The following is a 24,897-nucleotide window of genomic DNA, read 5'->3' on the forward strand; positions in this document are numbered from 1 at the left end:
ATTCCTTCAGGTTAAGCCGTAATCATGCGTGCGTTATATCACATCGTCGTTACTCGGATCGCCGCTGAATCTTAAATTGTCAGCGATAATTGCTGTACCGCTTTTTGCCGATGTCCATCTGACTTTATTTAATGGAGCACCCATTTTCAGGGTGAAAATCTCTATGAGCAAAACTTTTGCTGATTTTTCTTTACATGAATCTTTACAACAAGCTTTAGAAGGCTTGAACTTTACTACGCCGACTCCTGTTCAAGAACAATCGATCCCAGCGGCACTTGAAGGTAAAGACTTATTGGTATCTAGCCAAACAGGTTCTGGTAAAACTGCTGCATTTTTACTCCCAACTTTAAACGTGCTTGCTAATCAAGATACTTTCGTTCCTTTTAAAGAACGCATGAAAGCCATTACTCAGCCATCTATTTTGGTACTTTGCCCAACACGTGAGTTGGCGCAACAAGTGAGCCAAGATGCGATTGCATTTGTACGTCACATGAAAGGTGTACGTATTGCAGCAATTATGGGTGGTATGCCTTTTGGTAAGCAAATCCAACAATTAAAAGGTGCACAAGTGGTTGTAGCGACTCCAGGTCGTTTACTTGACTTGGTGAACCGTCGTCAAATCAAACTTGATAAAGTTGATGCCTTAATTGTAGACGAAGCTGACCGTATGCTCGATTTAGGCTTCTCTGAAGACCTAGAAGCGATTAGCGATTTAGCTGCTAACCGTAAGCAAACCTTGATGTTCTCTGCAACTTTTGCAAGCCGTATTATCACACTTGCAGAACGCATGATGAATGAGCCTGTACGTATTGCGATTGAAACAGGTCACTCAACGAACATGGACATCACCCAGACTTTACACTGGACTGATGGTTTCGAGCACAAGAAAAAATTATTGTCACACTGGTTATCTGATGAAGGTGTAGATCAAGCGGTTGTATTCGCATCTACTCAAGAAGATACCGATATGTTGGCTGAAGAATTGGCTGAAGCGGGTCACTCGGTTGTTGCACTACACGGTGCAATGCCACAGACTGTACGTAACCGTCGTTTACGTAGCATTCGTGAAGGTCGTGCAAAAATTTTGGTTGCAACTGACGTAGCAGCACGTGGTTTAGACGTACCAACGATTTCTCACGTGATTAACTTCGGTTTACCAATGAAAAATGAAGACTATGTACACCGTATTGGTCGCACAGGTCGTGCGGGTCGTACTGGTAACGCGATTACTTTGGCAACTTACCGTGAGCGCGGCAAAATCCGTGCGTTGGAAGATTTCTTAGATGCACGTTTAAGCGTTTCTGAAATTGAAGGCTTAGAGCCATCTCCACCTCCAGCACGTTCTGGTCGTGACGGTGGTCGTGGTCGTCGTGATGGCGGTCGCGGTGGTCGTGGCGGTTTTGGTGGCGGTCGTCGTTTTGAAGGCGAAAGCAACTTTAAACGTCGTGAAGGTGGTGATGATCGTCCACGTCGCAGCTTTGATGACAAACCACGTGGTGAACGTCCTGCATTTGGTGAAGATCGTCCGCGTCGCGAGTTCAACTCAGACCGTCCACGTCGTGAAGGTGGTTTCGGTGATCGTCCACAGCGTTCATTTGAAGACCGTCCACGTCGTGAATTTAATTCAGATCGTCCACGCCGCGAAGGTGGTTTTGGTGATCGTCCACAGCGTTCATTTGATGATCGTCCACGTCGTGAATTTAATTCAGATCGTCCGCGTCGCGAAGGTGGCTTCAACGATAAGCCGCGTTTTGATGCGAATGATGACAACCGTGGCAACCGCGTAGATTACAAACCACGTCGTGAAGGTAGCTTCGGTGATCGTCCAAAACGTGATTTTGGTGATCGTCCTGCACGTCGTGAAGGTGGTTTTGGTGACCGTCAACCACGTTCGTTTGATGATCGTCCTAAGCGTTCTTTTGGTGGCGAAGATCGTCCACGTCGCGAGTTCAATTCAGATCGTCCACGCCGTGAAGGTGGTTTTGATCGCCCACGTCGTAAATTTAACGACTAAAACCGCGATAGTCATTTGTATAAAGAAAAACCAGTGCTCAGCACTGGTTTTTTTATGTTAAATATTTTTGCTTTAGATAAATAAAATGTATAATAGGTCACGTTTTTAACTCTATTTGCTAATTATGAACATCAATAGCTTACGATTGCTCATGCAGACGAGAGAGGGAATGATGCCGTATATTGGTTTAGCACTCATCTTATGCAATTTAATGTATTATATTATTTCTTCTTACTTTTAAATTGTTGCTGTCCTAAAAGTGATTTAAATAACAATAATAAGACTGCTTGAACAATACGTGCACAGTTTTTAAAAATTTGCTAGATAACATTTTGCGCTTCAATCCTTTATAGTATGCGTGCTGAAAAAATGCAGGAAGACCCTCAGCTATGAATAATCCAATGCCTCAACATGAGCCGTCATTGATTGAAGTCAATGAACTGAGCTTTAAACGAGGGAAACGTGTCATTTTCGAAAATGTCAGTTTAAAGATTCGCCGTGGTCAAATTACTGCCATTATGGGACCTTCAGGTACTGGTAAAACCACGTTATTACGTTTGATTGGTGGTCAGTTGACTCCCGATCATGGTGATATTTTTCTGGATGGAAAAAATCTTGCGCAAATGTCGCGTCAGGAGTTATTTGCTGCGCGCGCACGTATGGGCATGTTATTCCAAAGCGGTGCGTTATTTACCGATATGAGCGTATATGAAAACGTCGCGTTTCCATTGCGTGCACATACCCAGTTGCCTGAACATTTAATTGCAGAATTGGTGGCTTTAAAACTTGAAGCAGTCGGTTTGCGTGGTACAGAACAACTTATGCCTGCAGAACTCTCAGGCGGGATGAACCGTCGTGTGGCATTGGCACGTGCGATTGCGTTAGACCCTGAATTGATCATGTACGATGAGCCGTTTGCAGGGCAAGACCCGATTGTAAAAGGTGTGTTGACCCGTTTAATCCGTTCCTTGCGTGAAGCGTTGGATTTAACCACCATCATCGTCTCGCATGATGTTGGTGAAACTTTATCAATTGCCGACTACATTTATATTATCGCGGAAGGCGTGATTCAGGGCGAAGGTACACCTGCAGAATTACAACAGCATGAATCGGCATTTGTACGTCAGTTCTTAACAGGCGCTGCCGAAGGGCCAGTCGATTATCAATTTAGCCATCGGGCTTATTTAAGTGATGAGGTGCGTTCATGAATGCTATTGCCGCATTAGGTCAACGCGTCATTGAGCGTGTTCGTGGCATTGGTGTCGCCACCCAAATGTTGTTGCAAATTCTATTTTCCATGCCAACCCTGCTTGGGGTGAAGCTGTTCCTGTACCAAATGTACCGTGTTGGCGTGATGTCGTTATTGATTATTGCGGTGTCGGGTTTATTTATTGGTTTGGTCTTGGGCTTACAAGGCTACTCCATTTTGGTCAATATCGGTTCAGAAGCCATGTTAGGCACCATGGTGTCTTTGACTTTATTGCGTGAGCTTGCACCTGTAGTGGCTGCACTGTTATTTGCAGGACGTGCAGGCTCTGCCTTAACAGCAGAAATTGGTCTGATGAAAGCCACAGAACAATTGGCCAGTATGGAAATGATTGGGGTAGACCCACTCAAGCGTATTGTGTCACCACGTTTATGGGCAGGAATTGTCAGCCTGCCAATGCTCTCCATTATTTTTGCTGCGATTGGCATTATGGGCGGCAAAATGGTTGGGGTCGATTTTCTAGGTGTCGATGAAGGCTCTTTCTGGGGCGGTATGCAAAGCAGCGTGCAGTTCTATAAAGATATTTTTAACGGCACAATTATTAAAAGTTTTGTTTTTGCATTAATTTGTACTTGGATTGCAGTATATCAAGGCTATGCCTGTGTCCCAACATCGGAAGGCATTGCGACGTCGACCACACGAACCGTGGTGTATTCTTCATTATGTGTTTTAGGTTTTGATTTTGTGTTGACTGCGGTCATGTTCGGAGGTGTTTAATGAAATCACGTACAAGTGAGCTGGCCGTAGGTGTATTTGTCATTTTGACAGGCATTGCATTGTTTTTCTTGGCCATGAAAGTCAGTGGATTGGTGGGTACCAATTTGCGCGACAGTTACAATATGACCGCAACTTTTGACAACGTGAATGGTTTAAAACCACGTGCTAAAGTCACCATGAGCGGTGTCACCATTGGTCGTGTTAATGATATTACTTTAGACCCTGTATCGCGTTTGGCTACAGTTGAATTTGAACTGGATGGCAAGTTGACCAGTTTTAATCCTGAACAAATAAAAACAGTGCAAAATTATGCGCTTGAAGAATTGCGTTACAGTGTAGAATACCAAGAGGCAAGCCCTCAGCAACAAAAAGAAATGGAACAACAACTGTTGGGTAACATGAAATCCATCACCAGTATTGATGAAGATGCTTACATAATGGTAGCAACCAATGGTCTATTGGGTGAGAAATATCTCAAAGTGGTTCCAGGTGGTGGTTTGAACTTTGTGAAGCGTGGCGAAAGTATTGCCAACACGCAAGGCACCATGGATTTAGAAGATTTAATCAGTAAGTTTATTACTGGCGGTGCAGCGAAAACATCCAACGCAGCGTCAGACGCAGATAAAGACACAGCGACAGCTGAAACAACAGATGCAGAAGTGTCATTTGTTGAGTAATGAAGGAGATTGTCCGTGAAAACACTTTTAAAGCAAACTCTGGCGGTAAGTGTACTTTCAACCATGTTGGCAGGAACTGCATTTGCTGCACCTGCAGAAGCGCCACCAGCTTTTGTGAAAAAAGTTGCCGATAGCTTGATTGCACGTTTAAAAGCAGATCATGCTAAATTGCAGAACAATCCAGCATTGGTCAAAACGATTGTGCGTCAAAACCTTGATCCGTATGTAGATGCGCAAGCATTTACCCGTATTGTGATGGGTACTTATGCGACGAACCAATACAGTTCAGCAGCACAGCGCGCGCAGTTTGAGAAAAACTTCCGTGAAACCTTAATTGAGAACTATGGCACAGCGTTTGCGAAATTTAGCAACCAAAGCTACACCATGCGTCCTTATAAGGCGACCAACAGCAAGAACCCAGTGGTGACCATTGACTTCTTGCATAATGGTGAAAAAATTCCTGTGTCATTCCAGTTGGCAGACAAAGGCAGCCAATGGAAAATCCGTAACATTAACGTGTCGGGTATTGATTTAGGTTTGCAATTCCGTAACCAGTTTGCAGCGAACGTGAAGCGTAATGGCGGCAATATTGATAAAGCCATTGCAACCTTTAAGCCAGATGCAGAAGCTGCTGTTGAAAAGAAAAAATAGGTTAGGTGTGGCGTGATTGAATTATCAAATCAGGAATTATGTGTTTCTGGAAAAATAGATTTCAGTAATGCAAAGCAATATTACCAAAAAGGTCTGCAGTTGATTCGTCAGCAGCAGTTGCCTTTGGTGGTCAATTTGGCGCAGCTAGAACACGGGAGTACTTTAGCTTTGGCCGTTTTGGTGCAATGGTTGCGTCAGACGCCTGAAGCCAAAGGCTTACAGTTTAAAGCGGTTCCTGAAAAAATGATGAAGATCATTCAAGCCTGTCATTTGCAAGATGATTTGCAGCTAATCGTCTAAAACTGAAAAAACCATCAAAAAAGCACCTTCTTGTAAGGTGCTTTTTTATTGCGTTTAGTTTCCCGCTTTATTCAAGTGAGGTAGGCTTGCAAAGCTCTCTAACCCGCTGCTAAAAGGAGAAGAAAGATTGCAAACCTTTCTAACCCGCTTCTAAAAGGAGAGAAAAGATTGCAAACCTCTCCCTAACCCTCTCCTAAACCTAAAAAGAGAGGGAATAAAAGGCATCAAATCCATTTTTTCCATCTAAAGTAAATTAATGGGCCAATAAAGAAGCCAATTAAAATAATACTGACCACTATAAAACTGGTGGTGCCTTTGGCAAAAGGTAACACGTCGGTGTTCATGCCATAAACACTGGCAACTAGCATCGGTGGCGCTAACATACTCGGTAAAATCGAGAATCGACGAATCGTGTCGTTCTGTTCGGTGTTAATGAAGCCTGAAGTGGTATCGAGCAAGAAGCGCACTTTTTGGAATAAGAAGGCATCGTGTTCGACCAGTGAGCGTACATCTTCACTGAGTTCTCGAATGTCGGCATCGTAAATATGACTACCCAACGCACGCGGACGTGCCAAAAAGGTCAGGACACGACGTAAATCAATCAAACACAATTGCGCTTTTCCAAGCATGTCTTCTAATTGTGCCAGTCGGGTAATCATGTCATCGAGGTCTAAAATTTGCTCACGATGACGGTTATTCAGAACTTCTGTGGAATACTTTTCCAAGTCCTTGTGGATATCTTCTAAGATATCCGCAAGTTCGTCCAGTTTGGCTTCAAGCAAGCCTAAAAGCACCCAAGTCGGGTCTTTATAGTCAATTTCGTAGTCGTTACGTCGTGCACGCGCCCGAAATGCCCGAAACGCCACTAATTTTTCACCACGTAGGGTAAACAAGTGTTCTTTATGTAAAATAAAGGCGACGGTTTGCACAGTGGCTAAAATACTGGAATTGTCTTCAGTTTCGCCATCGACTTGATAGTTTTTATTTTTAGTTAAAAAATAGGTACTAATGTGTAAAATACCGTCATCATCGCGGTAGAATCGCGCTGAAGATGAAATATCTTCCAAAGATTTTAAGGTCGGTAAATTTTGTGAGTATGCGTCTAGTACCCATTGCTGTTCTTCTTGTGAAGGGGCAATTAGGTCAATCCAGACCAGATCTGGATGCAAATCAAAACCACCGTTAATGGTGGCATCTTCCAGACTACCGCGCTCTGTGGCATAAAAGGCTTCAAGCATTCGTCTTTTCTCCTTGCGCAGTATGGGTTTTGTGGATGGGTGTATTTTAGACAAGGATCTTACTAAATACACTGCTCAGAATGCTATTTTATTTAAAAATCTCCCTGAAGTTTAATTTTATGGCATGACAGCCAGATAACATGGTGAAAAAATGATGTCGTCAATTGCTATTTTCTGTGGTTCTGCCCCAGGAAAAGATTCAGTTTTTGTTGAAAATGCACGAAAAGTGGGTGAAACATTGGCTGCACAAGGCAAAACTTTAATTTATGGCGGTGGACGCTCAGGCTTAATGGGTGTGGTGGCAGATAGTACTTTGGCCGCAGGTGGGCGTGCAATTGGTGTCATGCCTGAAAGTTTGGCAGAGCATGAATTGGCGCATCCGCATTTGACCGAATTACACATCGTAGAAAACATGCATGCCCGCAAAATAAAAATGTCAGAATTGGCCGAGGGCTTTATTGCTTTGCCGGGTGGTTCTGGAACTTTAGAAGAAATTTTTGAGCAATGGACGTGGGCACAATTAGGAATTCACTCAAAACCCTGTGCCTTTTTTAATGTAGCTGGCTTTTATGATGATTTGCTGAAGTTTTTAAGACAGACCTCTGAAAAAGGTTTTACTCAGCCACGTTTTTGTGAGGCATTGATTGTATCGAATTGTATTGACAATATTTTGCAGCAATTTGAACAATACCGTGTTCCTGAAATGAAATGGGAAGTGCCTGAGCTAGAGTGGGTACAGCAGGAATTGGCGAAATAGAATGGCTGAGATCAACAGCAACATCATTACTGTTGCAGCCGCAATTATTTTAAATGCTAAACAGCAGTTATTGGTGGTGCGTAAACAGCACACTGCGTGTTTTATGCAGGTCGGTGGCAAATTAGAACCCAATGAAGCACCTGAAACGACCATGTTGCGAGAAATTGCCGAAGAAATTGGCTGTCAGGCGCAAATTCAACAATTTATTGGACGCTATGAAACAGCAACAGCCAATGAACCTGACTGTCGTTTGGTCAGTTATGTGTATTGGGTGCAGCTAGACCAGGCACCAAAAATTGCTGCTGAAATTGCCGAAATGAAGTGGGTGGATTTGGATGATCAAGATACTTTGTTAGCACCGCTGACCCATGAAGTGGTGATGCCATGGTTAAGACAATATTTACAACAAAATTAAGAGCTGTTGATCATTCGTCTATATTTCAAGTGCAATTTTTTAATGCGCTAAGCATATTCGCCTGAATAGTTTTGTTTTTTATTCAGCACTGGCTAGACAGACTGCTTCGACTTTTTGACAGCCGAGCTTGAGTAACTGTTGTTTGAGTGCATGAATCGAACTGCCCGTTGTGACCACATCATCCACAATTAAAACCCGACGATAACGGATTTTAGGTGCAGTCTGAATTTGAAATTGCTGTTGGATATCTTCCAATCGTTCTAAGCGACTTAAGCCTTTTTGCGCATGTTGTTGCAAACGGGTCACAGGTTGCCAAATCGGAACATTTAAATGCCGCGCCAGTCCTTTTGCTAACAATAAAGATTGATTGTAGCCGCGTTCAGTCAAGCGGGCAGTGGAAATGGGCATCGGTACAATGGCTTGAATTTTAGGATAAGACAATTGTTTTAGCGCGCCTGCCAAAAGCAGTTGGTAATGTAACTGCTGTTCATATTTAAATTGTTGAATGATGCGATTAATTGGATAGTGATAATCAAAGGCGACTTGAATCTGTATTTCTTGTCGTTGTACTGCTTGGCTACGCCACGGTAATTGTTGCCAACAGGTTTGACAGACTGAATGTTGCCATTGCGTGTCGCTATGGCAAAGCTGACACGGCTGCAGTTGGCGCAACCATTGTATGCCACGTTGTACTAGGCTAATCGGCTGAGTCATCTTGCGACTGTAATCCGTTTAAACATAGGCATAACGTGGTGCCTCAGGCAGCCAGCGTTTCAGCAAAGCTTCGGCATGTGCAGGATAATCTTTTAAAATTTGCTGTGCCACATGATGTGCCTGCGCCAGTAAATGATCATCCCGTTCTAATTTAGCCACCCGAAAGCCCATATCTCCTGTCTGTTTGGTTCCCAAGAGTTCCCCAGGGCCACGCAGTTCTAAATCTTTTTCTGCAATTACAAAACCATCGTTGGTTTCGCGCATAATCCGCAAGCGTTCTTGTCCATTTTGCGAAAGTGGATTTTTATACAACAGGGCACAAAAACTGGCTTTGGCACCCCGTCCGACTCGTCCACGTAGCTGATGTAGCTGTGAAAGTCCTAAACGCTCGGCATTTTCGATCACCATAATTGAAGCATTCGGTACATCGACCCCGACCTCAATTACTGTGGTGGCAATCAGCAACTGTAATTGATTGTCTTTAAATTGCTGCATGACGGCTTGTTTTTCATCGGCTTTCATTTTGCCGTGTACCAGCCCAATATTCAGTTCAGGAAAGCGTTCTTTAATTTCAGCAAAAGTCGCCTCGGCAGCTTGCGCATCTAAGGTTTCCGACTGTTCCACCAAGGTACAGACCCAATAGGCTTGTTTGCCTTCGGCACAATTGCTGGCAATGCGTTGTAAGACTTCTTCACGCCGATCTAGCGGAATAGTCACCGTTTGAATAGGTGTACGTCCTGGCGGTAGTTCATCAATCACCGAAGTGTCCAAATCGCCATAGGCGGACATGGCTAAAGTTCGCGGAATAGGCGTTGCAGTCATCACCAATTGATGCGGTGTAGTGTGATTGGCACCTTTATTGCGCAAAGCCAGACGTTGATCGACCCCAAAACGGTGTTGTTCATCAATAATCACCAAACCTAATTTGGCAAATTGCACATTGTCCTGAAATAACGCATGTGTCCCAACCACCAAATTGGCGCTACCATCTTGAATGCTCAGTTCAGCCGCTGCGCGTGCTTTGCCTTTTTGTTTGCCAGACAACCATGCCACTGTTAAGCCCAATGGTTCAAACCATTTTTGAAAGTTCAGATAATGTTGTTCAGCCAAAATTTCAGTCGGTGCCATCAGTGCAACTTGCCAACCTTCTTCTAGGGCATGGCATGCCGCAACCGCAGCAACCAAGGTTTTACCTGCACCGACATCGCCCTGTACCAAGCGCAGCATGGGTTTATTACGCTGCAGATCTTGCATAATTTCATGTGAAACCCGTTGCTGTGCGCCTGTCATTTGAAAGGGCATGCTACTGAGTAAAGCAGGTGCCAGTTTTTGACTAGGGGCAAATGCAGGCGAGGCAATTTGCTGAATATAGGCACGGCGGGTCAGTAAGCTGATTTGATGTGCTACCAGTTCTTCAAAAATCAGGCGTTGCTGTGCAGGATGTGAGCCTTGCGCCAATTGTAGCATATTGGCATCGGTGGGCGGATGATGAATATAGTCCAGTGCCTGCTTGAGTGCATAGCCATTGGTCATTTTTTCTGGCAGTAGCTCGGGTAAATCATCGCTATGTTGTGCCAAAGCTTGTTTGACGTATTCGCGTAATTTGGCCTGAGTCAGACCATCAGTACTTGGGTAAATTGCAGTCAGTTGGGTTTTAGGCAGAGGAGTATGTTCGGTAATCAGTTGCAGTTCGGGATGGTACATTTCCAAACCACGTGCACCCACCCGTACTTCACCAAATACTCTTAAACGGTTGCCATATTTGGCGCGGTCAGTAATACCTTTATAAATATGATAAAAACGCAAAGTGATTTTGCCAAATTCATCTTCTAAATTGACCGCCATCGACTTGCGTTTGCCAGGAGGGAAATCCACCCCTTTGACCACACCTTCGAGTAAATAGCTGCGCCCCACACTCAATTGGTTCATGGGGATGATCGTGCTACGATCTTCATAATCACGCGGTAGATGAAACAGTAAGTCATCTGTGGTGAAAATATTTAGTTTTTCGAGTAATGCAGCAGAGGCAGAGCCTACCCCTTGCAACTGATGGACTGCAGCCATGTCCCCTCAACTTCAAATGCTATGATTAGGTGCTGAATGCATATTCTATTTATTGGTTATGGTAAAACATCGCAGCGTGTTGCAAAACAACTATTTACGCTCGGTCATCAAATTACCACAATTAGCCGCAGTCCGAAAACAGATCCTGATATGACGCACCTTGTTCAGGAAATTCATCAGCTCGATTTATCACATATTCAACCTATTGATGCTGTTTATGTGTTACTTGCACCATCACGAAATATGGCTTTGAGTCCCGTAGAGGTGTATCAACACACTTATGTAGATTCTGTACAGCCGATTACAGCTGCCTTAAAAGCTCATCCTGTAAAACGAATCATTGTGGTGTCCTCTACACGAGTTTATGTTGAAAATGCAGGTGAATATATAGATGATGATACGCTGCCTAATCCGAGTGATGCACAAGGGCAGTTGTTGTTGCAGATGGAGCAATTGTGGCAACAGGCTTACCCTGAACAATGTGTGATTGTGCGCCCTTCAGGTATTTATGGTACTTCGGTTGCACGAATGCTCAAACTTGTGGAAAGCACGCAAAGTTACCCGAATATCCACTGGTCAAATCGAATTCATATTGATGATTTGGCACGCTTCTTAGCAGATTTACTTCACGTGGAACATCCTGAAAAATCATATATCTGCAGCAATAATCAGCCACTGCCTTTGCATGAAATCATTTTAAAACTTCAGCGCGCATGTGCTTTAGCTGAGTTGGTGCTGGAAAGTGAGCAGGAAACGGGGAAAAGGATTTTTGCTACGCGGATGGAGAAAATAGGATTTCAGTTAGAACATGCAGATTGCTTGGAGGATTATGCAAAGTTATTCGCAGAAATAGAATAATAAAAACTCCTTCTCTTGCGCCATATAGGGTGCAAGAGAAGGAACTTTAAAAACTATTTCTTTTTACGTTTCAAACGTTTCTTCGCTTGTTGTGCAGCCAGTGCATCTAAGGCTTCACGCAACTCTTCATCACTGAAGGTGGTGATGTGTTGTAACATTTGCAAAGTCACATCATCTAAAACCAAGTTGGCATATTGCGCGACATTTTTAAAGTTGTCGTCAAACACAATCGCATTGTCGCTATTGGTACTGATATAACCCTGTTGCGTCAGTACTTTAATAAAGCTTTGGAATAAAGCTTTATCAAAGAACTCAGGTGAGTTGAATTCATATAGAACTGATAAACGCTGACCGACCAAATGGCTCAATTCTTCGACCTGACGTGCCGAAATATTGCCTGAACCACGTTGTGTGATTAAAGCCAAGGTCATGTAATAACGTTCTAAACTCTGCATTACAGGTGCAGCTAAGACCACCAACTGGTTATGATCTTCACTGTTTGGTGCAGGAGAAATTAAATTGCCTTCAGTATCTTCAGAAATCAATTTGGCCTGAATTAGAGCTTCTACATAGGCACAAATTTTTTCTTTAAGCTCTTGATCTTGCCATTTTAAGAACAATTCAGCTTTCAAGAATGGATATAAAGTACGAATGACATTGATGAGATCGCCACGACGAATCGAACCGTTGTGTTCTACCAGCGCCGCAATTAATGATGGCAAAACAAAGGCATGCAAAATGTTGTTGCGGAAGTAGGTGAGCAGTACCGCCTGATTATCTGCAATTGCAATAATATCACCCAATACGTGCTGTACGCGTTTAATCAGTTTGAGCTTTAAGCCGTAGGCAATAATTTCTTTGCCTGACAATGGAGTGACTTGGGTGCGCTCATCATAAGGCAGGGCAGTGAGCAGATTACGGTAAGTGTCTAACTGCTTCACACAAATTTCTTCATCCAAGGTATGTTTTGGTGTTGCCAGTAAAATCAGCGATAACAAAGATACTGGGTTAATTACCGCAGCACGGTTAATGTTTTCCAAAATCGCATGTGCCGAAGTATTCACTGCATCTGACACTTGTGGTGGAATAGGATCATCATTTTTTTCAATGCTGATGTGTTCGGCATCGTGTTGTTTTAGAACATCATCTAAAAACACAGGTTCGCCAAAATTGACATGCACCTTGCCAAAAATCCGTTCAATCTTGCGCATGGTTTTTAAAATGCCCATTAGCGATTCAGATTCTTTTGGCTTGCCTTGCATTTCACCGACATAGGTTGAACCTTCCATCAGGCGTTCATAACCAATATAAGTTGGCACAAAAGCAATCGGTTTAGCACGACCACGCAAATGACTGTGAATGGTCATGGCGAGCATGCCTGTTTTTGGTGGCAACAAGCGGCCTGTACGTGAACGTCCACCTTCAATAAAGTATTCAAGCGGCGTGTTACGCGACAAAATACTGAATAAATATTCTTTAAAGACGGTTGTGTATAAGCCGTTGCCACGGAAAGTACGACGGATAAAAAACGCACCGCCACCACGAAGCAATTGACCTACAAATGGCATATTCAGGTTATCGCCCGCAGCAATGTACGGCACCATCATGCCGCGTTTGTAAATCACATAAGACAGCAATAAATAGTCGATATGACTGCGGTGACATGGGGTATAGATAATTTCATAGTCTTTGGCCAGTTCGCGCACGGTACTAAAATTATGCACTTCCACGCCATCGTACAATTGTGTCCATAAGCGGGTCAGTGCCATATCGGCAAAGCGTACCGCTGCATGAGAGTAGTCCGACACGATTTCATTTAAATAACCAATCGCACGACGCTCGGCTTCAATCACGCTAATTTTACTGCGTAAACTTTCACGACGAATGGCATCTTGCACATCGGGAGATTTAATCAGACTGAGCATGACATTGCGGCGGTCAGACAAGTCTGGGCCAAGTACGACTTCACGTTGTCCATCTAAGTAATTATTTAGAGTGTTAACAATAAAGGTCGCAGGCGACAGGTTCGGATGCTCAGTTTTGGCATGTTCAATTAAAGCGCGTAATGATTGTGGCTCGTGAAATTCCAAATAAGACTGACGACCATGCACCCCAATATTCATTAACTGCTTGACTGTGCCAGGCGTTGCCCACGTATCGGTAAACAGTAGTTTAAACCACGAATCCTCTTTGTCTGGAGAACGTCCCCACAACACGGTCACAGGTACCAATTCAATATCAAGTTCTGGGTGTTGTTCTAATTGTTCAATTAAACGTAACAAGCGTGGCGGAAAAGCATAAGGTGGTGGATTGAGTAGGTTGTTCTCATCGTGATGCTGTAAAAACAGAATCGAGGCTTTTTCTTTATGTGAACCCATCACCAATGGATCAAGCGCAGGCGTGAGTTTTAAGCGACGTGTTTCGCCATCGACCACCAAGGCATTGCTGCGTGAGTGATTTTGCAATACGTAGCAAGTTATCTTGGTGCGAGTGGCATTTGAGTCTACACTTTGCGCATCCTTGACAGGGACTTCACCCAAAACATGCGGTGTCACCACAAGGTCAAGCAGCTTACCAGAAAGCTGACGATACATTTGACCAAAACCACGCTTGGACATATTCACTCCTACTTCATCACCTAAGTCCCTAGCCAGTAGGGAATTTATTTTGCGTCATTGTATCTAATAATCGCGCTGCATTTTTAGATAATTTGCATGAATATTGTTAGATTTTATCGTTAAAAATCGTATTTTTAGCAAAATTGATCGGCTAAGTTGTGACACAGCGGTCAGTCTTTGATGGGTAAAAGATGCAGAATCTATGGCAAAATAGCAGGCTTAAAATAGTCAGTTTATTTTGACGATTTATTTTTTCATCGACTTCGATCCCGCATCCCCAATTTCCGCCATACATAGGTTAGTTATGAACGCACTCACACAAGAGCTGGTTGAACTTCTTTGTTTAGAAAAGTTAGAAGAAAATATCTACCGAGGTATCAGTCGTAACTTGGTGGGTAAACGTGTTTTTGGCGGACAGGTTTTGGGACAGGCTTTACGTGCTGCATCTTATACCACTGATCGTCCTGCGCACTCATTGCATGCCTATTTCTTGTTTGGTGGCGATGTCAACGCACCTATTATTTATGAAGTTGACCGTTTGCGTGATGGTAAAAGTTTTTCTAGCCGTCAAGTACGTGCCATTCAGCATGGGCGTACCATTTTTACTGCGATGGTGTCCTTTGCGCCGTTGGAAGACGGTCTGAATTATCAAATTTCAGAGCCAAACTATCCTGCAGCAGAAGCTTTAAAAAACGAAGCGGAACTCAAACAGCATATTGTCGAGTTTGTACCTGAAAATGTGCGTGCCAGTTTTATGCGTGATCGCTTGGTGGAGATTCGCCCGATTAATCCGAGCAATCCATTTTTACCGCAGCCTGAAGCACCTGCTTATGCACACTACATTCGTACCCATGACAGCATTTCACCAGAGGTGGATGAAGTGTCTTTGCATCAGGCAATTGCGGCATTTTATTCAGACTTCACGTTAATGACCACAGCACTGCGTCCGCATGGTTTGAGCTATTTATCACCAAGTTTGCAGTGTGCCAGTATTGACCATGCCATGTATTTCCATAAACCGTTCCGTGTGGATGACTGGATGCTGTACGACATGGAAGCCACCATTAGCACTAGTTCGCGTGGTTTGAACTTTGGGCGCATGTGGCAAAATGGTGAATTGGTGTGTAGCACCAGTCAGGAAGGCTTGATTCGTTTACGTGAAATCGAAACGCAATAAAATATAGCCTTTAAAATCTACATTCATCAGCCGACATTCATGTCGGCTTTTTTACATCCTGAAGCACGATCTGAACCTAATCAAAGTGCGCTAGAAAAATAATACTCGATTCAATTTCAGCCACATGGCATAGTCCACACATCACATTAAAAAACTCAATTGCGTATGAGCCTCAATACACAAATTCTAATTGCCGCAATTTTGGGTGTGGTGTTTGGTTTTATTCTGAATCTATTTCCAGACAGCACATTTTTTAGCGCCAGTTTGTATGGCATTGGTTTAATGAGCAGTATTTTTATTGGTTTACTGAAAATGCTGCTGATCCCACTAATTTTTAGCTCAATTGTGGTCGGTGTGTCGAACTTACAGGCTGTAGGGCAATTGAGTCGAGTCTGGAAAATTACGTTGGCGTGTTGTGTCACCACCACGACTTTGGCTTTAATTTTAGGTTTGGCGTGTGCGCATTTATTTGCAGTGGGTAAAGGCGTAGATATTGTGATGTTTCAAGATGCTATGGCGCAGCATCAAAGCCCAGACACGCTTACGCCGTCTTCGTTTTTTACCAATTTCATTCAAAACACCTTAATCAATCCGTTTAAAGCTTTTGCCGAGGGTAATGTTTTGGCAGTGGTGATATTTGCCTTATTGGTGGGTGTGGCGCTGGTCAAAGGCGGGGAGCACTTTAAAACGGTACGTAAACTCAGTCAGCAATTTTTTGAAATTATGATGTTGATGATTGGCTGGGTAATGAAACTGGCACCTTTGGGGATTTTTGCTTTATTGGCTAAGTTGGTTGCAACCGAAGATATTTCAGTCCTGAGTCGTTTGGCAGAGTTTGCTGCAGTGGTCACGGGCACCACGATTTTTCATGGTGTGGTGGTCTTGCCTTTGCTGTTGTGGATATTTGGCAAAATGGATCCGATCACCTTTTTTAAAGGCACACGTGCTGCCTTAATTACGGCTTTTGCCACCAGTTCCAGTTCTGCCACTATGCCACTTTCGATGAAATGTGCGCAGGAAAATTTAGGTGTGCGTCCGCAAACTGCAGGCTTTGTGATCCCGTTAGGTACACAACTGAATATGGATGGAACAGCATTGTATGAAGCTGCAGCGGCTTTGTTTGTTGCCAATTTAATGGGGCTGGATTTAAGTTTAGGACAGCAATTAATTGTCTGTGCCACAGCCATGATCGCTTCTTTGGGCGCGCCTGGTATTCCAAGCGCAGGTATGGTGACGATGATTATGGTATTACAATCGGTGGGTTTGCCTGCAGAAGCGATTGCGATTTTATTGCCGATCGACCGTTTGTTGGATACTGTGCGTACTGTGGTCAATGTGCAGGGCGATATGATGGTTAGTGTGGTGGTCGATCGGCATACTCGTGATGACCCTGCACTGCATTCCTGATAATGGGTTTAAAATCGAATCAAGTTTTCAGCATCATCCTGTTTTATTGTGCTATGTAAAGACATGAGCCAAAGCAGATTAATCCCAACATGGGCTGTAGGCCACTTCCCAAATATGACCATCTAAGTCCTGAAAATAACCTGCATAACCGCCGTAAAAGGTGCTCTGTGCAGGTTTTAAAATTTTCGCACCTACATTTTTTGCTTGTTTCAATACCTGATCGACCTCGAGTGGGCTATGTACATTATGTCCTAAAGTGATTTGTGCAGCACTGCTGGCTGTACCTGTTAAGCCTGTATCTTGTTGTAAACTTTGTTTAGACCATAAAGCCAGTTTTAAGCCTGCTTGCAGTTCAAAAAAGACCACCGCACCTTGTTCAAATTCCTGTCCAATAATGCCTTCAGTTACAAGTCCTAAGCCGTCGCGGTAAAAATCGAGTGCACGTTGTAAATCTTCTACCGCTAAGGTAATCACTGAAATGTGTGCCTGCATGTTTGATCTCCTTATCTTATGTAATTGTTTAAACGTTTAATTGTTATGATCTTGACAGTAGGGCATTTCTGGCTGCGTTGTAAAGTGCAACTTTGGTGGAGAGGGAGATTGTGATTACGGCGTAAAACTGAAAGTGGACATACAAATAAAAAGTCCTATTCGAGATTGAGCGAATAGGACTTTATATTATAGACCAATAGTCAGTAATTTAACGGACTATTTGGTTTCGGTATCAGATGCGGTTAAATCGTCAGTTTCTAAAAATTCAGGCTGATCAACATCAACATCAACATCATCGCCGGTCGCTTCTGGAATGCTGTCTAAATCAAATTGATGTGCTTGTTCTAAGGTGAAGTTCAAACGTCCGCCCATCACACTCGCAAGCTCTTCCAAACCTTGTTTGTTGAGTGATGAAAACAATTGAATCGAGAAATCTAGTTTCATCTTTTTCAACTGCTGTTTGACTTCAAGCAATACTTTATTGGCAGGGCCACGGTTGAGTTTGTCCGATTTTGTTAACAGTACATGCACGAACAATTTACGTGAATATGCCCATTCCAGCATCATCACATCAAAGTGTTGTAAGGGATGGCGAATATCCATTAGTAACACCAAGCCTTGTAAGCTTTTACGATGAATCAAATAATTTTCGAGTTCTTTTTGCCACACAATTTTCATGGCTTCAGGTACGGCTGCATAACCATAACCGGGTAAATCGACCAAACGCTGTTCAGGGTTGCCCAAACTAAAGAAGTTGATCATTTGAGTACGACCCGGTTTTTTAGAAGCACGTGCCAATTGTTTTTGATTGGTTAAAGCATTAATTGCACTGGACTTACCTGCGTTGGAGCGTCCTGCAAAAGCCACTTCGTAGCCAGTATCTTCTACACATAAATTCAGTTTAGGCGCACTCATTAAAAACTCGGCTTTACGCAGCCAGTTTAAGGCGCGAACAGAGTATTCAGTAATGGCAGGGTCTACTTTTTTCTCGTAGCTAATTTTCTGCCGTGGCTGTGCTGCTGCCTTACTGTTTTTCGATTTTCCTCTGCTATGGTGCATAACTTAACTTCAATTCATGGTCTACAAACAGGCATTATAAAGCAAGTCATACAGGCAAGCGACCTTTGCGCTCTGAATGCCCGAAAAAAGCAACATCTAGGATGATATTGCTTTGACCGTTTAAGTTGCTTTAAAGATGAATCAGTGGGATTGGAGATTGTGTACTGAACTGTAAATTGGGTACAGGCTGTAATACTTCACCCAAGCTGTATTGATCTAAGCTTTGATAAAACTGTTCCATTGCCTGATTGAGAATGCCTTTTAGTCCACATTGCGCACGCAGCACGCAGGGCGGGGTATTACATTCTACAATTTGATTTTCACCTTGCAGGATCCTCACCACATGGCCTAAACGCAAAGGCAGTGCTTCAGGATGCAAACGAATCCCGCCACCTTTGCCACGAGTGGTAATGAGCCATCCTTGCTTACCCATAAAGTGAACGATTTTAACCAGATGGTTCTGGGAAACATGCAAATCCTGTGCAATTTCCGCAATGGTATAGGGTACATCTCGTGGACGCGAGATATACATTAAAATACGCAGCGCATAGTCGGTGAATTTATTTAATTGCATGATCGCACAGATGTTTTTTTAAAATACAAATAAATTAAGGCTAGTCTAGCATAACTAGACTAGCCTTACCTATTAGCTTTTAACGCTTTAGATTAGTGGCGAACACCACCTGTACCAAACGCTTCGCTATGGATTTGCTCATCTTTGATGCCACGCGCAAGTAAAGCTTTGCGCTGTTCTGCCATGAATGGCATTGGACCACATAAGTAGTAATCTGCATCGGCTGGTAACAGCGCTGCATCTACAGTGCTGAGGTCTAAACGACCTGCAACATCGTAATCTTGACCCAGTACATCACCTTCGTTCGGGAACTCATACGCAGTCAACGTATGAATACGTGGACATTTTGCAGTTAAGTCTTGGAGATGCTGTTTCATGGCATGTACTTGTTTGCTACGACATGCGTGAATAAATGTCACAGGTTGTGGCACATCTAAAGTCACCAATTGATTCAACATTGCAATCATTGGTGTTAAGCCAACGCCGCCACTAATGAAGACATTGCGTTTGTTGCTGTCGATGAGGAAGAAGTTACCTGTTGGTGCAGATACTTCAACTTCAGAACCTTCTGGTAATTGGTGCAATACGTTCGATACCCAACCTGCAACTTTATCTGCACCATTGCCTGGCTCACGTTTTACAGAAATACGTAAGTAATCTTGTTGTGGGCTAGTCGATAGCGTGTATTGACGTGGTTGCTTCAAGCCAAGTTCAGGTACAAATACGCGTACTGAAATATATTGACCTGCTTCGTATTTTGGTAAATCGCCACCATCTACTGGCTCGAAGTAGATTGAAGTGATTTCGTCACTTTCTACAACTTTCTTGGCAATTTTGAAATTACGCCAGCCTAACCAGCTGCCTTTAGTTTGTTCGTGTTGTTCGTAGATTGCACGTTCAGCATTAATAAACACTTCTGCTAACTGACCATAAGCAGCTGCCCATGCATCAATTAGAGGATCTTCCATTGAAATATTTAATACTTCGCTAATAGAGTGAAGTAGGTTTTCGCCCACAATATTATAGTCAGGTGCTTGAATGTTTAAGCTCACGTGTTTGTGGGCAATCAATTCAATCACAGGCGCAAGCACAGAAGGATCTTCAATGTTTTCAGCATAAGCCAATACAGCACCTGCAAGCGCTTGAGCCTGCGCACCACTACGTTGGTGACCCATGTTAAAGGTTTCTTTTAGATCAGGATTATTCCCCAACATGCGGTTATAGAAATAACCAGTCAGTGCGACACCATTTTCACGGAGTACAGGAACAGTTGCTTTTACAAGGTCAATTTGCTGTGGAGTCATGTTCGATCTCTCATGGCTGTTATTTATAAGATGTATTCAAAATACATCTTATAAATAAGGATTGCAAACATTTTTTTGTGAAACCTTAAAAAAAATATGGATTATAAAAATATCCCATTATTTTTAAAGTTTTTATGGGGTTTGTAGATGTGACAGCGAGAGGTTTGTAAGTGTTCATTTAGGTTTTGGATGGTGCATCCATGAATGAAATCTATACAAACCTCATCGTTTATAACATGCTATTTCTTACCAAATAATGACCCTAACAAACCTCGTACAATTTTCTGCCCAGTAGAACCGCCTAAGCTGCGTGCTGCGCTTTTGGCAAAGGTACCCACAATATCTTGAGTCAGTTTTTCACGCTGTTTGGCAGCGCGTTCTGCTTCTTTTTGCTGTTCGCGGGCTAGACGTTCTTGCTCGCGCGCTTGTTGTTTGGCGAGTGCTTCGGCTTCTTTTGCCTCTTGCTTGGCGCGAGCTTCAGCTTCTTTGGCTTCAATTTTAGCTTGTTCTGCTGCTGCGGCTAGTTGCTGACGTTGTTCAACTTTTTGTTGCAGCATTTCATAAGCACTTTCACGATCTAATTGCTGCTCATACACACCTGCAATAACACTCTGGCTGATACAGGCTTGACGTTCTTCTGTGCTAATTGGGCTAAACGATGAGTAGGGCGGCATTACCCAAGCGCGTTCTACAATTTGCGGTGTGCCTTGTTCATCTAAGCAACTAATTAAGGCTTCACCTACCGCAAGTTCGGTAATGGCTTGTTCAACTTTAAAGTCTGGGTTGGCACGGAATGTATCTGCGGCAGTTTTTACTGCTTTTTGGTCTTTGGGTGTAAAAGCACGTAAGGCATGCTGAACACGGTTACCCAATTGTCCCAATACGCTTTCAGGCAAGTCCAGCGGGTTTTGGGTCACAAAATAAATCCCCACGCCTTTAGAGCGAATTAAGCGTACCACTTGTTCAATTTTTTCTTGTAGCGCGCTGCTGGCATTGTCAAATAACAAGTGTGCTTCATCAAAAAAGAACACCAGTTTTGGCTTGTCCATATCGCCCACTTCAGGCAATTGTTCAAACAGTTCCGATAACATCCATAATAAAAAGGTAGCGTACAGCTTTGGCGTGTTCATGAGTTTGTCTGCAGCCAAGACATTAATATTGCCGCGTCCCTGACTGTCAGTTTGAATAAAATCCAAAATATCCAAACTCGGCTCACCAAAGAATTTGTCACCGCCCTGATCGGCTAAAGCCAATAAATTACGCTGAATCGCACCCAAACTGGCTGGGGAAAGATTGCCATACTCAGCTTTAAATTCACTGGCGTGTTCGCTGACATAGGTCAGCATGGCTTTTAAATCTTTAAAATCAATCAGTAATAAACCCTGATCATCGGCAATACGGAATACCGCAGACAACACGCCCTCTTGGGTGTCATTCAGGTTCAGCATTTGCGCCAATAATAACGGGCCAATTTCAGAAATGGTGGTACGAATCGGATGACCTTGTTCGGCAAATAAATCCCAAAACACCACAGGAGATGCTGCAAACGGAATGCTTTCGATACCTAAGCTCTGAATACGTGCATCAAACTTTGGGCTGCTGCTGCCTGCTTTGGCTAGACTGGAAACATCGCCTTTGGCATCGGCTAAAAATACGGGTACACCAATTCGTGAAAAGCTTTCTGCCAAGACTTTTAAGGTGACGGTTTTACCTGTACCTGTTGCACCTGCAATTAAACCGTGGCGGTTGGCAAACTGTGAATGTAAAACCACGTCTTGTTGAACGTCGGCAGTTTTTTTACCAATAACGATTGCTGTACTCATATTTTTATCCTGATTTATATAGCTATTGTTAAAATGATGATCTGTGCTGCATTAGTCGCTGAAGCGTTGTAAGGCATTTTGAATATCGTGAATTAAATCTGTAGGATGTTCTAGTCCAATACAAAAACGCACCAATAATCCTTCAGCCAAGTGAGAATGATCTAAGGTACGCATGGTCTTGAGATCGTAAAGCATCACTAAACTTACAGGGCCGCCCCAGCTAAAGCCGAGTTTAAATAAAGATAAAGCATCGCAGAATTGACGTACAGCGGCTAAATCATATTCAGGCTTAAAAATCACACTGACCAAACCTGCGCTGTGTCCATCGCGGCAAATTTCTTTCCAATACGCATGCCCCGCAGATGTGGCATCAGCAGGATGCAACACCTGAGCAAATTGTGGTTGTAGTTTCAGCCAGTTCAGTAACTGCAAACAGCTTTGCGCTTGGTGTTCATAGCGCAATTGCATTGAGGCTAAGCTACGTTGTACTTGCGCAACATCATCGCCCGATACACAAATGCCTTGGATGGCATGCATACGAAATAATTGATGATGTAAATGTTGATCACGGGTCACCACAGAACCCATTAATATATCGCCACCACCACTTGGGTACTTGGTTAGGGCATGGACACTTATATCGACACTTAAATGATCGTCACCAAAGTCGAAAGCATTAAATGCTAAGCCCGCACCCCAGGTATTATCTAAAGCGGTGAGGATATTCTGTGCCTTGGCTTTTTTGACTAAAGCGGTGAGGTCAGGAAACTCCAGTGTGACGGAGCCTGCTGCTTCCAGCCAAATGAGTTTGGCTTTTTCAGAGGGTTGAAAGCTTGTGGCATCAATCGGGTTATACACCTGAACTGTAATGCCGTAACGCTGCTCTAAATTACGCAAATGCTCCATGTTAGGGCCGTAAATATTGTCGGCCACCCAAACTTCATCGCCATAACTTAAAAAACAGGAATTAACTAAGTTGATTGCAGACAGGCCGCTAGGCGCCAGTAAGCAATATTGCCCGCCTTCTATTTGTGCAATCTGATCACCAAGTGTAAAGGTGGTGGGTGTGCCATGTGTACCATAACTATAGTCATAAGCATCGGTCCAATGGCGGTTGAATAAGGCATTGGTATTTTCAAAAATAATGGTCGATGCACGAAATAGGGGAGGTTGTACACTCGAAATATATTGTGGGGCACGTCTTGGTGCATGAATTAAAGCAGTTTGAGCATTTTTTTTCACAGGTTCACTCAGGTAAATCAGTCTGTATTGGCTTTAGCTTAAGAGAAACACAGACTTTAGGCTATAAAAAAGCGGAACTGTTTAAAAATACAACATGACTATTGAAGTTGGCGCTATTTTTGCAGAAGCTCAGGGGTAGACATGAGAAAGGATGAGTAAAATGCAAGCGCCATTAAGAGTGCATTATTTTCAGCACATTGCTGGAGAAGGGTTCGGAAGTTGCTATTCCTATTTAAAGCAGATGCAGGCACAAATCAGTGCAACAGAATTTTTTGCCTTGCCGCCTGAACAAAATATCGAAATTGAAGCCCTGCCACGGGTAGAAGATGTCGATTTGTTGATTGTGATGGGGGGCGCCATGAGTGTAAACGATGAGGCAAATTTCCCATGGTTAAAAATAGAAAAACGCTGGATTCGTCGCTATTTGTCTTTGGGTAAGCCTGCAATTGGTTTGTGTCTGGGTGGGCAATTAATTGCTAATGCACTTGGCGCAGCAGTCAGTCGTAATCCTGAACAAGAACGTGGTTGGCATGATGTGTATAAGGTCAGCGATGTACCAGCTTCCTGTTTTGAGTTGCCTGACCAAATTAAGGTGATGCAATGGCATGGTGAAACCTTTGAATTACCTAAAGGTGCTATACGCTTAGCTACCAACCCCGTTTGTACCAATCAGCTCTATCAAATAGGCAACCATGTCCTCGGTTTTCAGTTCCATCCTGAAATCACCCCACAGGTACTACAATTGTTTTTAGATAATGATGCTGAGAAAAATATCTTTGCAGGAACTTATGTACAGGCGGCGGCTGAATTGAAACGTAGTACAAGTCGTCAGTTTCAGCCGGGTAATCAATTGCTAAACCAAGCAATTGATTATTTACTCGCACAAACAAGCACTTGAAAGCAAATGGTTGTAATTGATCCATTATATAATTAGTAGAACATGAAAAATAAAGCAATAAAGGCTAAAAGGGATTTGCTTATGCATTAAACAATCGTTATAATGGGCGACCCTTTATACAAGGGGGTTAACTGCGAAGAAAGTAGTTAACATCGTGACAGTCGTGGCATCGATCATGACCTTAGTGATAATTCACTGCCTTTGACACTTGCCTTAAATTAGTGGGGTGAGATGCGTCAAGGGTGATTCTTTATATATTTGGCTTGGAGTTAACTGGTATGTCTAACCAGAGAATTCGTATCCGTTTGAAGTCTTTTGATCACCGTCTGATTGATCAATCTGCTCAAGAAATCGTAGAAACCGCTAAGCGTACTGGCGCACAAGTGTGTGGTCCAATCCCGATGCCAACTCGCATCGAACGCTTCAACGTTTTAACATCACCACACGTAAACAAAGATGCGCGTGACCAGTACGAAATTCGTACTTATAAGCGTTTGATCGACATCGTTCAACCTACAGATAAAACTGTTGATGCGTTGATGAAATTAGATCTAGCAGCTGGTGTTGATGTTCAGATTGCATTGGGTTAAGGCTTTCGGTTAATTAACACTCTAAGTTAATTAGGCCGCTT

At 43.2% G+C, this 24,897-nt stretch carries 23 protein-coding genes; 13 read left to right on the forward strand and 10 right to left on the reverse strand.

Annotated elements, in window-relative coordinates; all coding sequences use genetic code 11:
• Positions 1–163: 163 nt before the first annotated feature.
• The 6 genes from FTV41_RS00535 to FTV41_RS00560 all read left to right on the forward strand — a co-directional run bounded on the left by FTV41_RS00535 (position 164) and on the right by FTV41_RS00560 (position 5,626).
• Complete coding sequence (locus tag FTV41_RS00535; protein WP_179995917.1) at positions 164–2,014, forward strand: DEAD/DEAH box helicase; 1,851 nt, start codon at positions 164–166, stop codon at positions 2,012–2,014.
• A 389-nt stretch (positions 2,015–2,403) separates the two neighbouring features.
• Positions 2,404–3,222, forward strand: a complete 819-nt coding sequence (locus FTV41_RS00540; protein ID WP_179995918.1) for an ABC transporter ATP-binding protein — start codon at positions 2,404–2,406, stop codon at positions 3,220–3,222.
• The gene (gene mlaE / locus FTV41_RS00545) at positions 3,219–3,998 is read left to right on the forward strand and encodes a lipid asymmetry maintenance ABC transporter permease subunit MlaE (protein WP_004974646.1); all 780 of its coding nucleotides are present in this window, start codon (positions 3,219–3,221) and stop codon (positions 3,996–3,998) included. Before FTV41_RS00540 ends, mlaE begins: the two co-directional genes overlap by 4 nt.
• Positions 3,998–4,675 (forward strand): outer membrane lipid asymmetry maintenance protein MlaD, encoded by a 678-nt coding sequence (locus FTV41_RS00550; protein WP_179995919.1) that lies wholly within the window; start codon positions 3,998–4,000, stop codon positions 4,673–4,675. The genes mlaE and FTV41_RS00550 overlap by 1 nt, the downstream gene beginning before the upstream one ends.
• 15 nt (positions 4,676–4,690) lie before the next feature.
• Complete coding sequence (locus FTV41_RS00555) at positions 4,691–5,326, forward strand: phospholipid-binding protein MlaC (RefSeq protein WP_004974651.1); 636 nt, start codon at positions 4,691–4,693, stop codon at positions 5,324–5,326.
• Positions 5,327–5,338: 12 nt separating this feature from the next.
• Entirely contained in the window at positions 5,339–5,626 is a 288-nt protein-coding gene (locus tag FTV41_RS00560) for an STAS domain-containing protein (RefSeq protein ID WP_179995920.1), read from the forward strand.
• 224 nt (positions 5,627–5,850) lie between these two features.
• On the opposite strand, the gene FTV41_RS00565 is transcribed toward FTV41_RS00560, so the two are convergent.
• Positions 5,851–6,864, reverse strand: coding sequence for a CorA family divalent cation transporter (locus tag FTV41_RS00565; protein ID WP_096901036.1), 1,014 nt, complete (start codon positions 6,862–6,864; stop codon positions 5,851–5,853).
• Positions 6,865–7,018: 154 nt separating this feature from the next.
• Here FTV41_RS00565 and FTV41_RS00570 point away from each other — a divergent pair, with 154 nt between their 5' ends.
• Positions 7,019–7,621, forward strand: a complete 603-nt coding sequence (locus FTV41_RS00570; protein ID WP_026438479.1) for a TIGR00730 family Rossman fold protein — start codon at positions 7,019–7,021, stop codon at positions 7,619–7,621.
• A 1-nt stretch (position 7,622) separates the two neighbouring features.
• Positions 7,623–8,036 carry an NUDIX domain-containing protein gene (locus FTV41_RS00575; protein ID WP_179995921.1) on the forward strand — a complete coding sequence of 138 codons (414 nt, stop codon included), beginning with the start codon at positions 7,623–7,625 and terminating at the stop codon, positions 8,034–8,036.
• 78 nt (positions 8,037–8,114) lie between these two features.
• Here the strand turns inward: FTV41_RS00575 and FTV41_RS00580 are convergent, their stop codons facing one another.
• On the reverse strand, positions 8,115–8,750 hold the full coding sequence (locus FTV41_RS00580) for a ComF family protein (protein ID WP_179995922.1): 636 nt from the start codon (positions 8,748–8,750) through the stop codon (positions 8,115–8,117).
• 18 nt (positions 8,751–8,768) lie between these two features.
• Complete coding sequence (gene recG, locus FTV41_RS00585; protein ID WP_179995923.1) at positions 8,769–10,814, reverse strand: ATP-dependent DNA helicase RecG; 2,046 nt, start codon at positions 10,812–10,814, stop codon at positions 8,769–8,771.
• Positions 10,815–10,850: 36 nt separating this feature from the next.
• Here recG and FTV41_RS00590 point away from each other — a divergent pair, with 36 nt between their 5' ends.
• Positions 10,851–11,672, forward strand: coding sequence for an NAD(P)H-binding protein (locus FTV41_RS00590; protein WP_179995924.1), 822 nt, complete (start codon positions 10,851–10,853; stop codon positions 11,670–11,672).
• 53 nt (positions 11,673–11,725) lie between these two features.
• Here FTV41_RS00590 and plsB read toward each other — a convergent pair whose 3' ends face one another.
• Positions 11,726–14,290: a glycerol-3-phosphate 1-O-acyltransferase PlsB gene (plsB, locus tag FTV41_RS00595; RefSeq protein ID WP_179995925.1), complete on the reverse strand. Its 2,565-nt coding sequence runs from the start codon at positions 14,288–14,290 to the stop codon at positions 11,726–11,728.
• 304 nt (positions 14,291–14,594) lie between these two features.
• Here plsB and FTV41_RS00600 point away from each other — a divergent pair, with 304 nt between their 5' ends.
• Together FTV41_RS00600 and FTV41_RS00605 are read left to right on the forward strand one after the other, a co-directional pair.
• Entirely contained in the window at positions 14,595–15,467 is an 873-nt protein-coding gene (locus FTV41_RS00600) for an acyl-CoA thioesterase II (protein WP_004974677.1), read from the forward strand.
• Positions 15,468–15,632: 165 nt separating this feature from the next.
• Entirely contained in the window at positions 15,633–16,874 is a 1,242-nt protein-coding gene (locus FTV41_RS00605; protein ID WP_179995926.1) for a dicarboxylate/amino acid:cation symporter, read from the forward strand.
• 78 nt (positions 16,875–16,952) lie between these two features.
• Here the strand turns inward: FTV41_RS00605 and FTV41_RS00610 are convergent, their stop codons facing one another.
• The 6 genes from FTV41_RS00610 to FTV41_RS00635 all read right to left on the reverse strand — a co-directional run bounded on the left by FTV41_RS00610 (position 16,953) and on the right by FTV41_RS00635 (position 23,368).
• On the reverse strand, positions 16,953–17,366 hold the full coding sequence (locus FTV41_RS00610) for a VOC family protein (RefSeq protein ID WP_179995927.1): 414 nt from the start codon (positions 17,364–17,366) through the stop codon (positions 16,953–16,955).
• A gap of 216 nt (positions 17,367–17,582) precedes the next feature.
• Positions 17,583–18,425 carry a ribosome biogenesis GTP-binding protein YihA/YsxC gene (yihA, locus tag FTV41_RS00615; RefSeq protein WP_131260590.1) on the reverse strand — a complete coding sequence of 281 codons (843 nt, stop codon included), beginning with the start codon at positions 18,423–18,425 and terminating at the stop codon, positions 17,583–17,585.
• A 130-nt stretch (positions 18,426–18,555) separates the two neighbouring features.
• On the reverse strand, positions 18,556–18,999 hold the full coding sequence (locus FTV41_RS00620) for an Rrf2 family transcriptional regulator (protein WP_004974689.1): 444 nt from the start codon (positions 18,997–18,999) through the stop codon (positions 18,556–18,558).
• 92 nt (positions 19,000–19,091) lie between these two features.
• Positions 19,092–20,303, reverse strand: coding sequence for an NO-inducible flavohemoprotein (gene hmpA / locus FTV41_RS00625; RefSeq protein ID WP_004974691.1), 1,212 nt, complete (start codon positions 20,301–20,303; stop codon positions 19,092–19,094).
• A gap of 239 nt (positions 20,304–20,542) precedes the next feature.
• A complete protein-coding gene (locus tag FTV41_RS00630) occupies positions 20,543–22,126 on the reverse strand; it encodes a helicase HerA-like domain-containing protein (protein WP_154320301.1) in 1,584 nt (527 codons plus the stop codon).
• Positions 22,127–22,177: 51 nt separating this feature from the next.
• Positions 22,178–23,368 (reverse strand): PLP-dependent transferase, encoded by a 1,191-nt coding sequence (locus tag FTV41_RS00635; protein WP_179995928.1) that lies wholly within the window; start codon positions 23,366–23,368, stop codon positions 22,178–22,180.
• Between the two features lie 160 nt (positions 23,369–23,528).
• On the opposite strand from FTV41_RS00635, the gene FTV41_RS00640 reads away from it, so the two are divergent.
• Positions 23,529–24,266, forward strand: coding sequence for a type 1 glutamine amidotransferase (locus FTV41_RS00640; protein WP_179991489.1), 738 nt, complete (start codon positions 23,529–23,531; stop codon positions 24,264–24,266).
• 278 nt (positions 24,267–24,544) lie between these two features.
• On the forward strand, positions 24,545–24,856 hold the full coding sequence (rpsJ, locus tag FTV41_RS00645; RefSeq protein ID WP_000070912.1) for a 30S ribosomal protein S10: 312 nt from the start codon (positions 24,545–24,547) through the stop codon (positions 24,854–24,856).
• Positions 24,857–24,897 lie beyond the last annotated feature (41 nt).

Source organism: Acinetobacter sp. YH16051 (assembly GCF_013417135.1).
Lineage (GTDB): Bacteria > Pseudomonadota > Gammaproteobacteria > Pseudomonadales > Moraxellaceae > Acinetobacter > Acinetobacter towneri.

What these genes read in the sequence shown, in the direction of transcription:
- FTV41_RS00535 (WP_179995917.1), top strand. Translation starts at nt 164, where the DNA reads ATGAGCAAAACTTTTGCTGATTTTTCTTTACATGAATCTTTACAACAA.
- FTV41_RS00540 (WP_179995918.1), top strand. Translation starts at nt 2,404, where the DNA reads ATGAATAATCCAATGCCTCAACATGAGCCGTCATTGATTGAAGTCAAT.
- mlaE (WP_004974646.1), top strand. Translation starts at nt 3,219, where the DNA reads ATGAATGCTATTGCCGCATTAGGTCAACGCGTCATTGAGCGTGTTCGT.
- FTV41_RS00550 (WP_179995919.1), top strand. Translation starts at nt 3,998, where the DNA reads ATGAAATCACGTACAAGTGAGCTGGCCGTAGGTGTATTTGTCATTTTG.
- FTV41_RS00565 (WP_096901036.1), bottom strand. Translation starts at nt 6,864, where the DNA reads ATGCTTGAAGCCTTTTATGCCACAGAGCGCGGTAGTCTGGAAGATGCC.
- FTV41_RS00570 (WP_026438479.1), top strand. Translation starts at nt 7,019, where the DNA reads ATGTCGTCAATTGCTATTTTCTGTGGTTCTGCCCCAGGAAAAGATTCA.
- FTV41_RS00575 (WP_179995921.1), top strand. Translation starts at nt 7,623, where the DNA reads ATGGCTGAGATCAACAGCAACATCATTACTGTTGCAGCCGCAATTATT.
- FTV41_RS00580 (WP_179995922.1), bottom strand. Translation starts at nt 8,750, where the DNA reads ATGACTCAGCCGATTAGCCTAGTACAACGTGGCATACAATGGTTGCGC.
- recG (WP_179995923.1), bottom strand. Translation starts at nt 10,814, where the DNA reads ATGGCTGCAGTCCATCAGTTGCAAGGGGTAGGCTCTGCCTCTGCTGCA.
- FTV41_RS00590 (WP_179995924.1), top strand. Translation starts at nt 10,851, where the DNA reads ATGCATATTCTATTTATTGGTTATGGTAAAACATCGCAGCGTGTTGCA.
- plsB (WP_179995925.1), bottom strand. Translation starts at nt 14,290, where the DNA reads ATGTCCAAGCGTGGTTTTGGTCAAATGTATCGTCAGCTTTCTGGTAAG.
- FTV41_RS00600 (WP_004974677.1), top strand. Translation starts at nt 14,595, where the DNA reads ATGAACGCACTCACACAAGAGCTGGTTGAACTTCTTTGTTTAGAAAAG.
- FTV41_RS00605 (WP_179995926.1), top strand. Translation starts at nt 15,633, where the DNA reads ATGAGCCTCAATACACAAATTCTAATTGCCGCAATTTTGGGTGTGGTG.
- FTV41_RS00610 (WP_179995927.1), bottom strand. Translation starts at nt 17,366, where the DNA reads ATGCAGGCACACATTTCAGTGATTACCTTAGCGGTAGAAGATTTACAA.
- yihA (WP_131260590.1), bottom strand. Translation starts at nt 18,425, where the DNA reads ATGCACCATAGCAGAGGAAAATCGAAAAACAGTAAGGCAGCAGCACAG.
- FTV41_RS00620 (WP_004974689.1), bottom strand. Translation starts at nt 18,999, where the DNA reads ATGCAATTAAATAAATTCACCGACTATGCGCTGCGTATTTTAATGTAT.
- hmpA (WP_004974691.1), bottom strand. Translation starts at nt 20,303, where the DNA reads ATGACTCCACAGCAAATTGACCTTGTAAAAGCAACTGTTCCTGTACTC.
- FTV41_RS00630 (WP_154320301.1), bottom strand. Translation starts at nt 22,126, where the DNA reads ATGAGTACAGCAATCGTTATTGGTAAAAAAACTGCCGACGTTCAACAA.
- FTV41_RS00640 (WP_179991489.1), top strand. Translation starts at nt 23,529, where the DNA reads ATGCAAGCGCCATTAAGAGTGCATTATTTTCAGCACATTGCTGGAGAA.
- rpsJ (WP_000070912.1), top strand. Translation starts at nt 24,545, where the DNA reads ATGTCTAACCAGAGAATTCGTATCCGTTTGAAGTCTTTTGATCACCGT.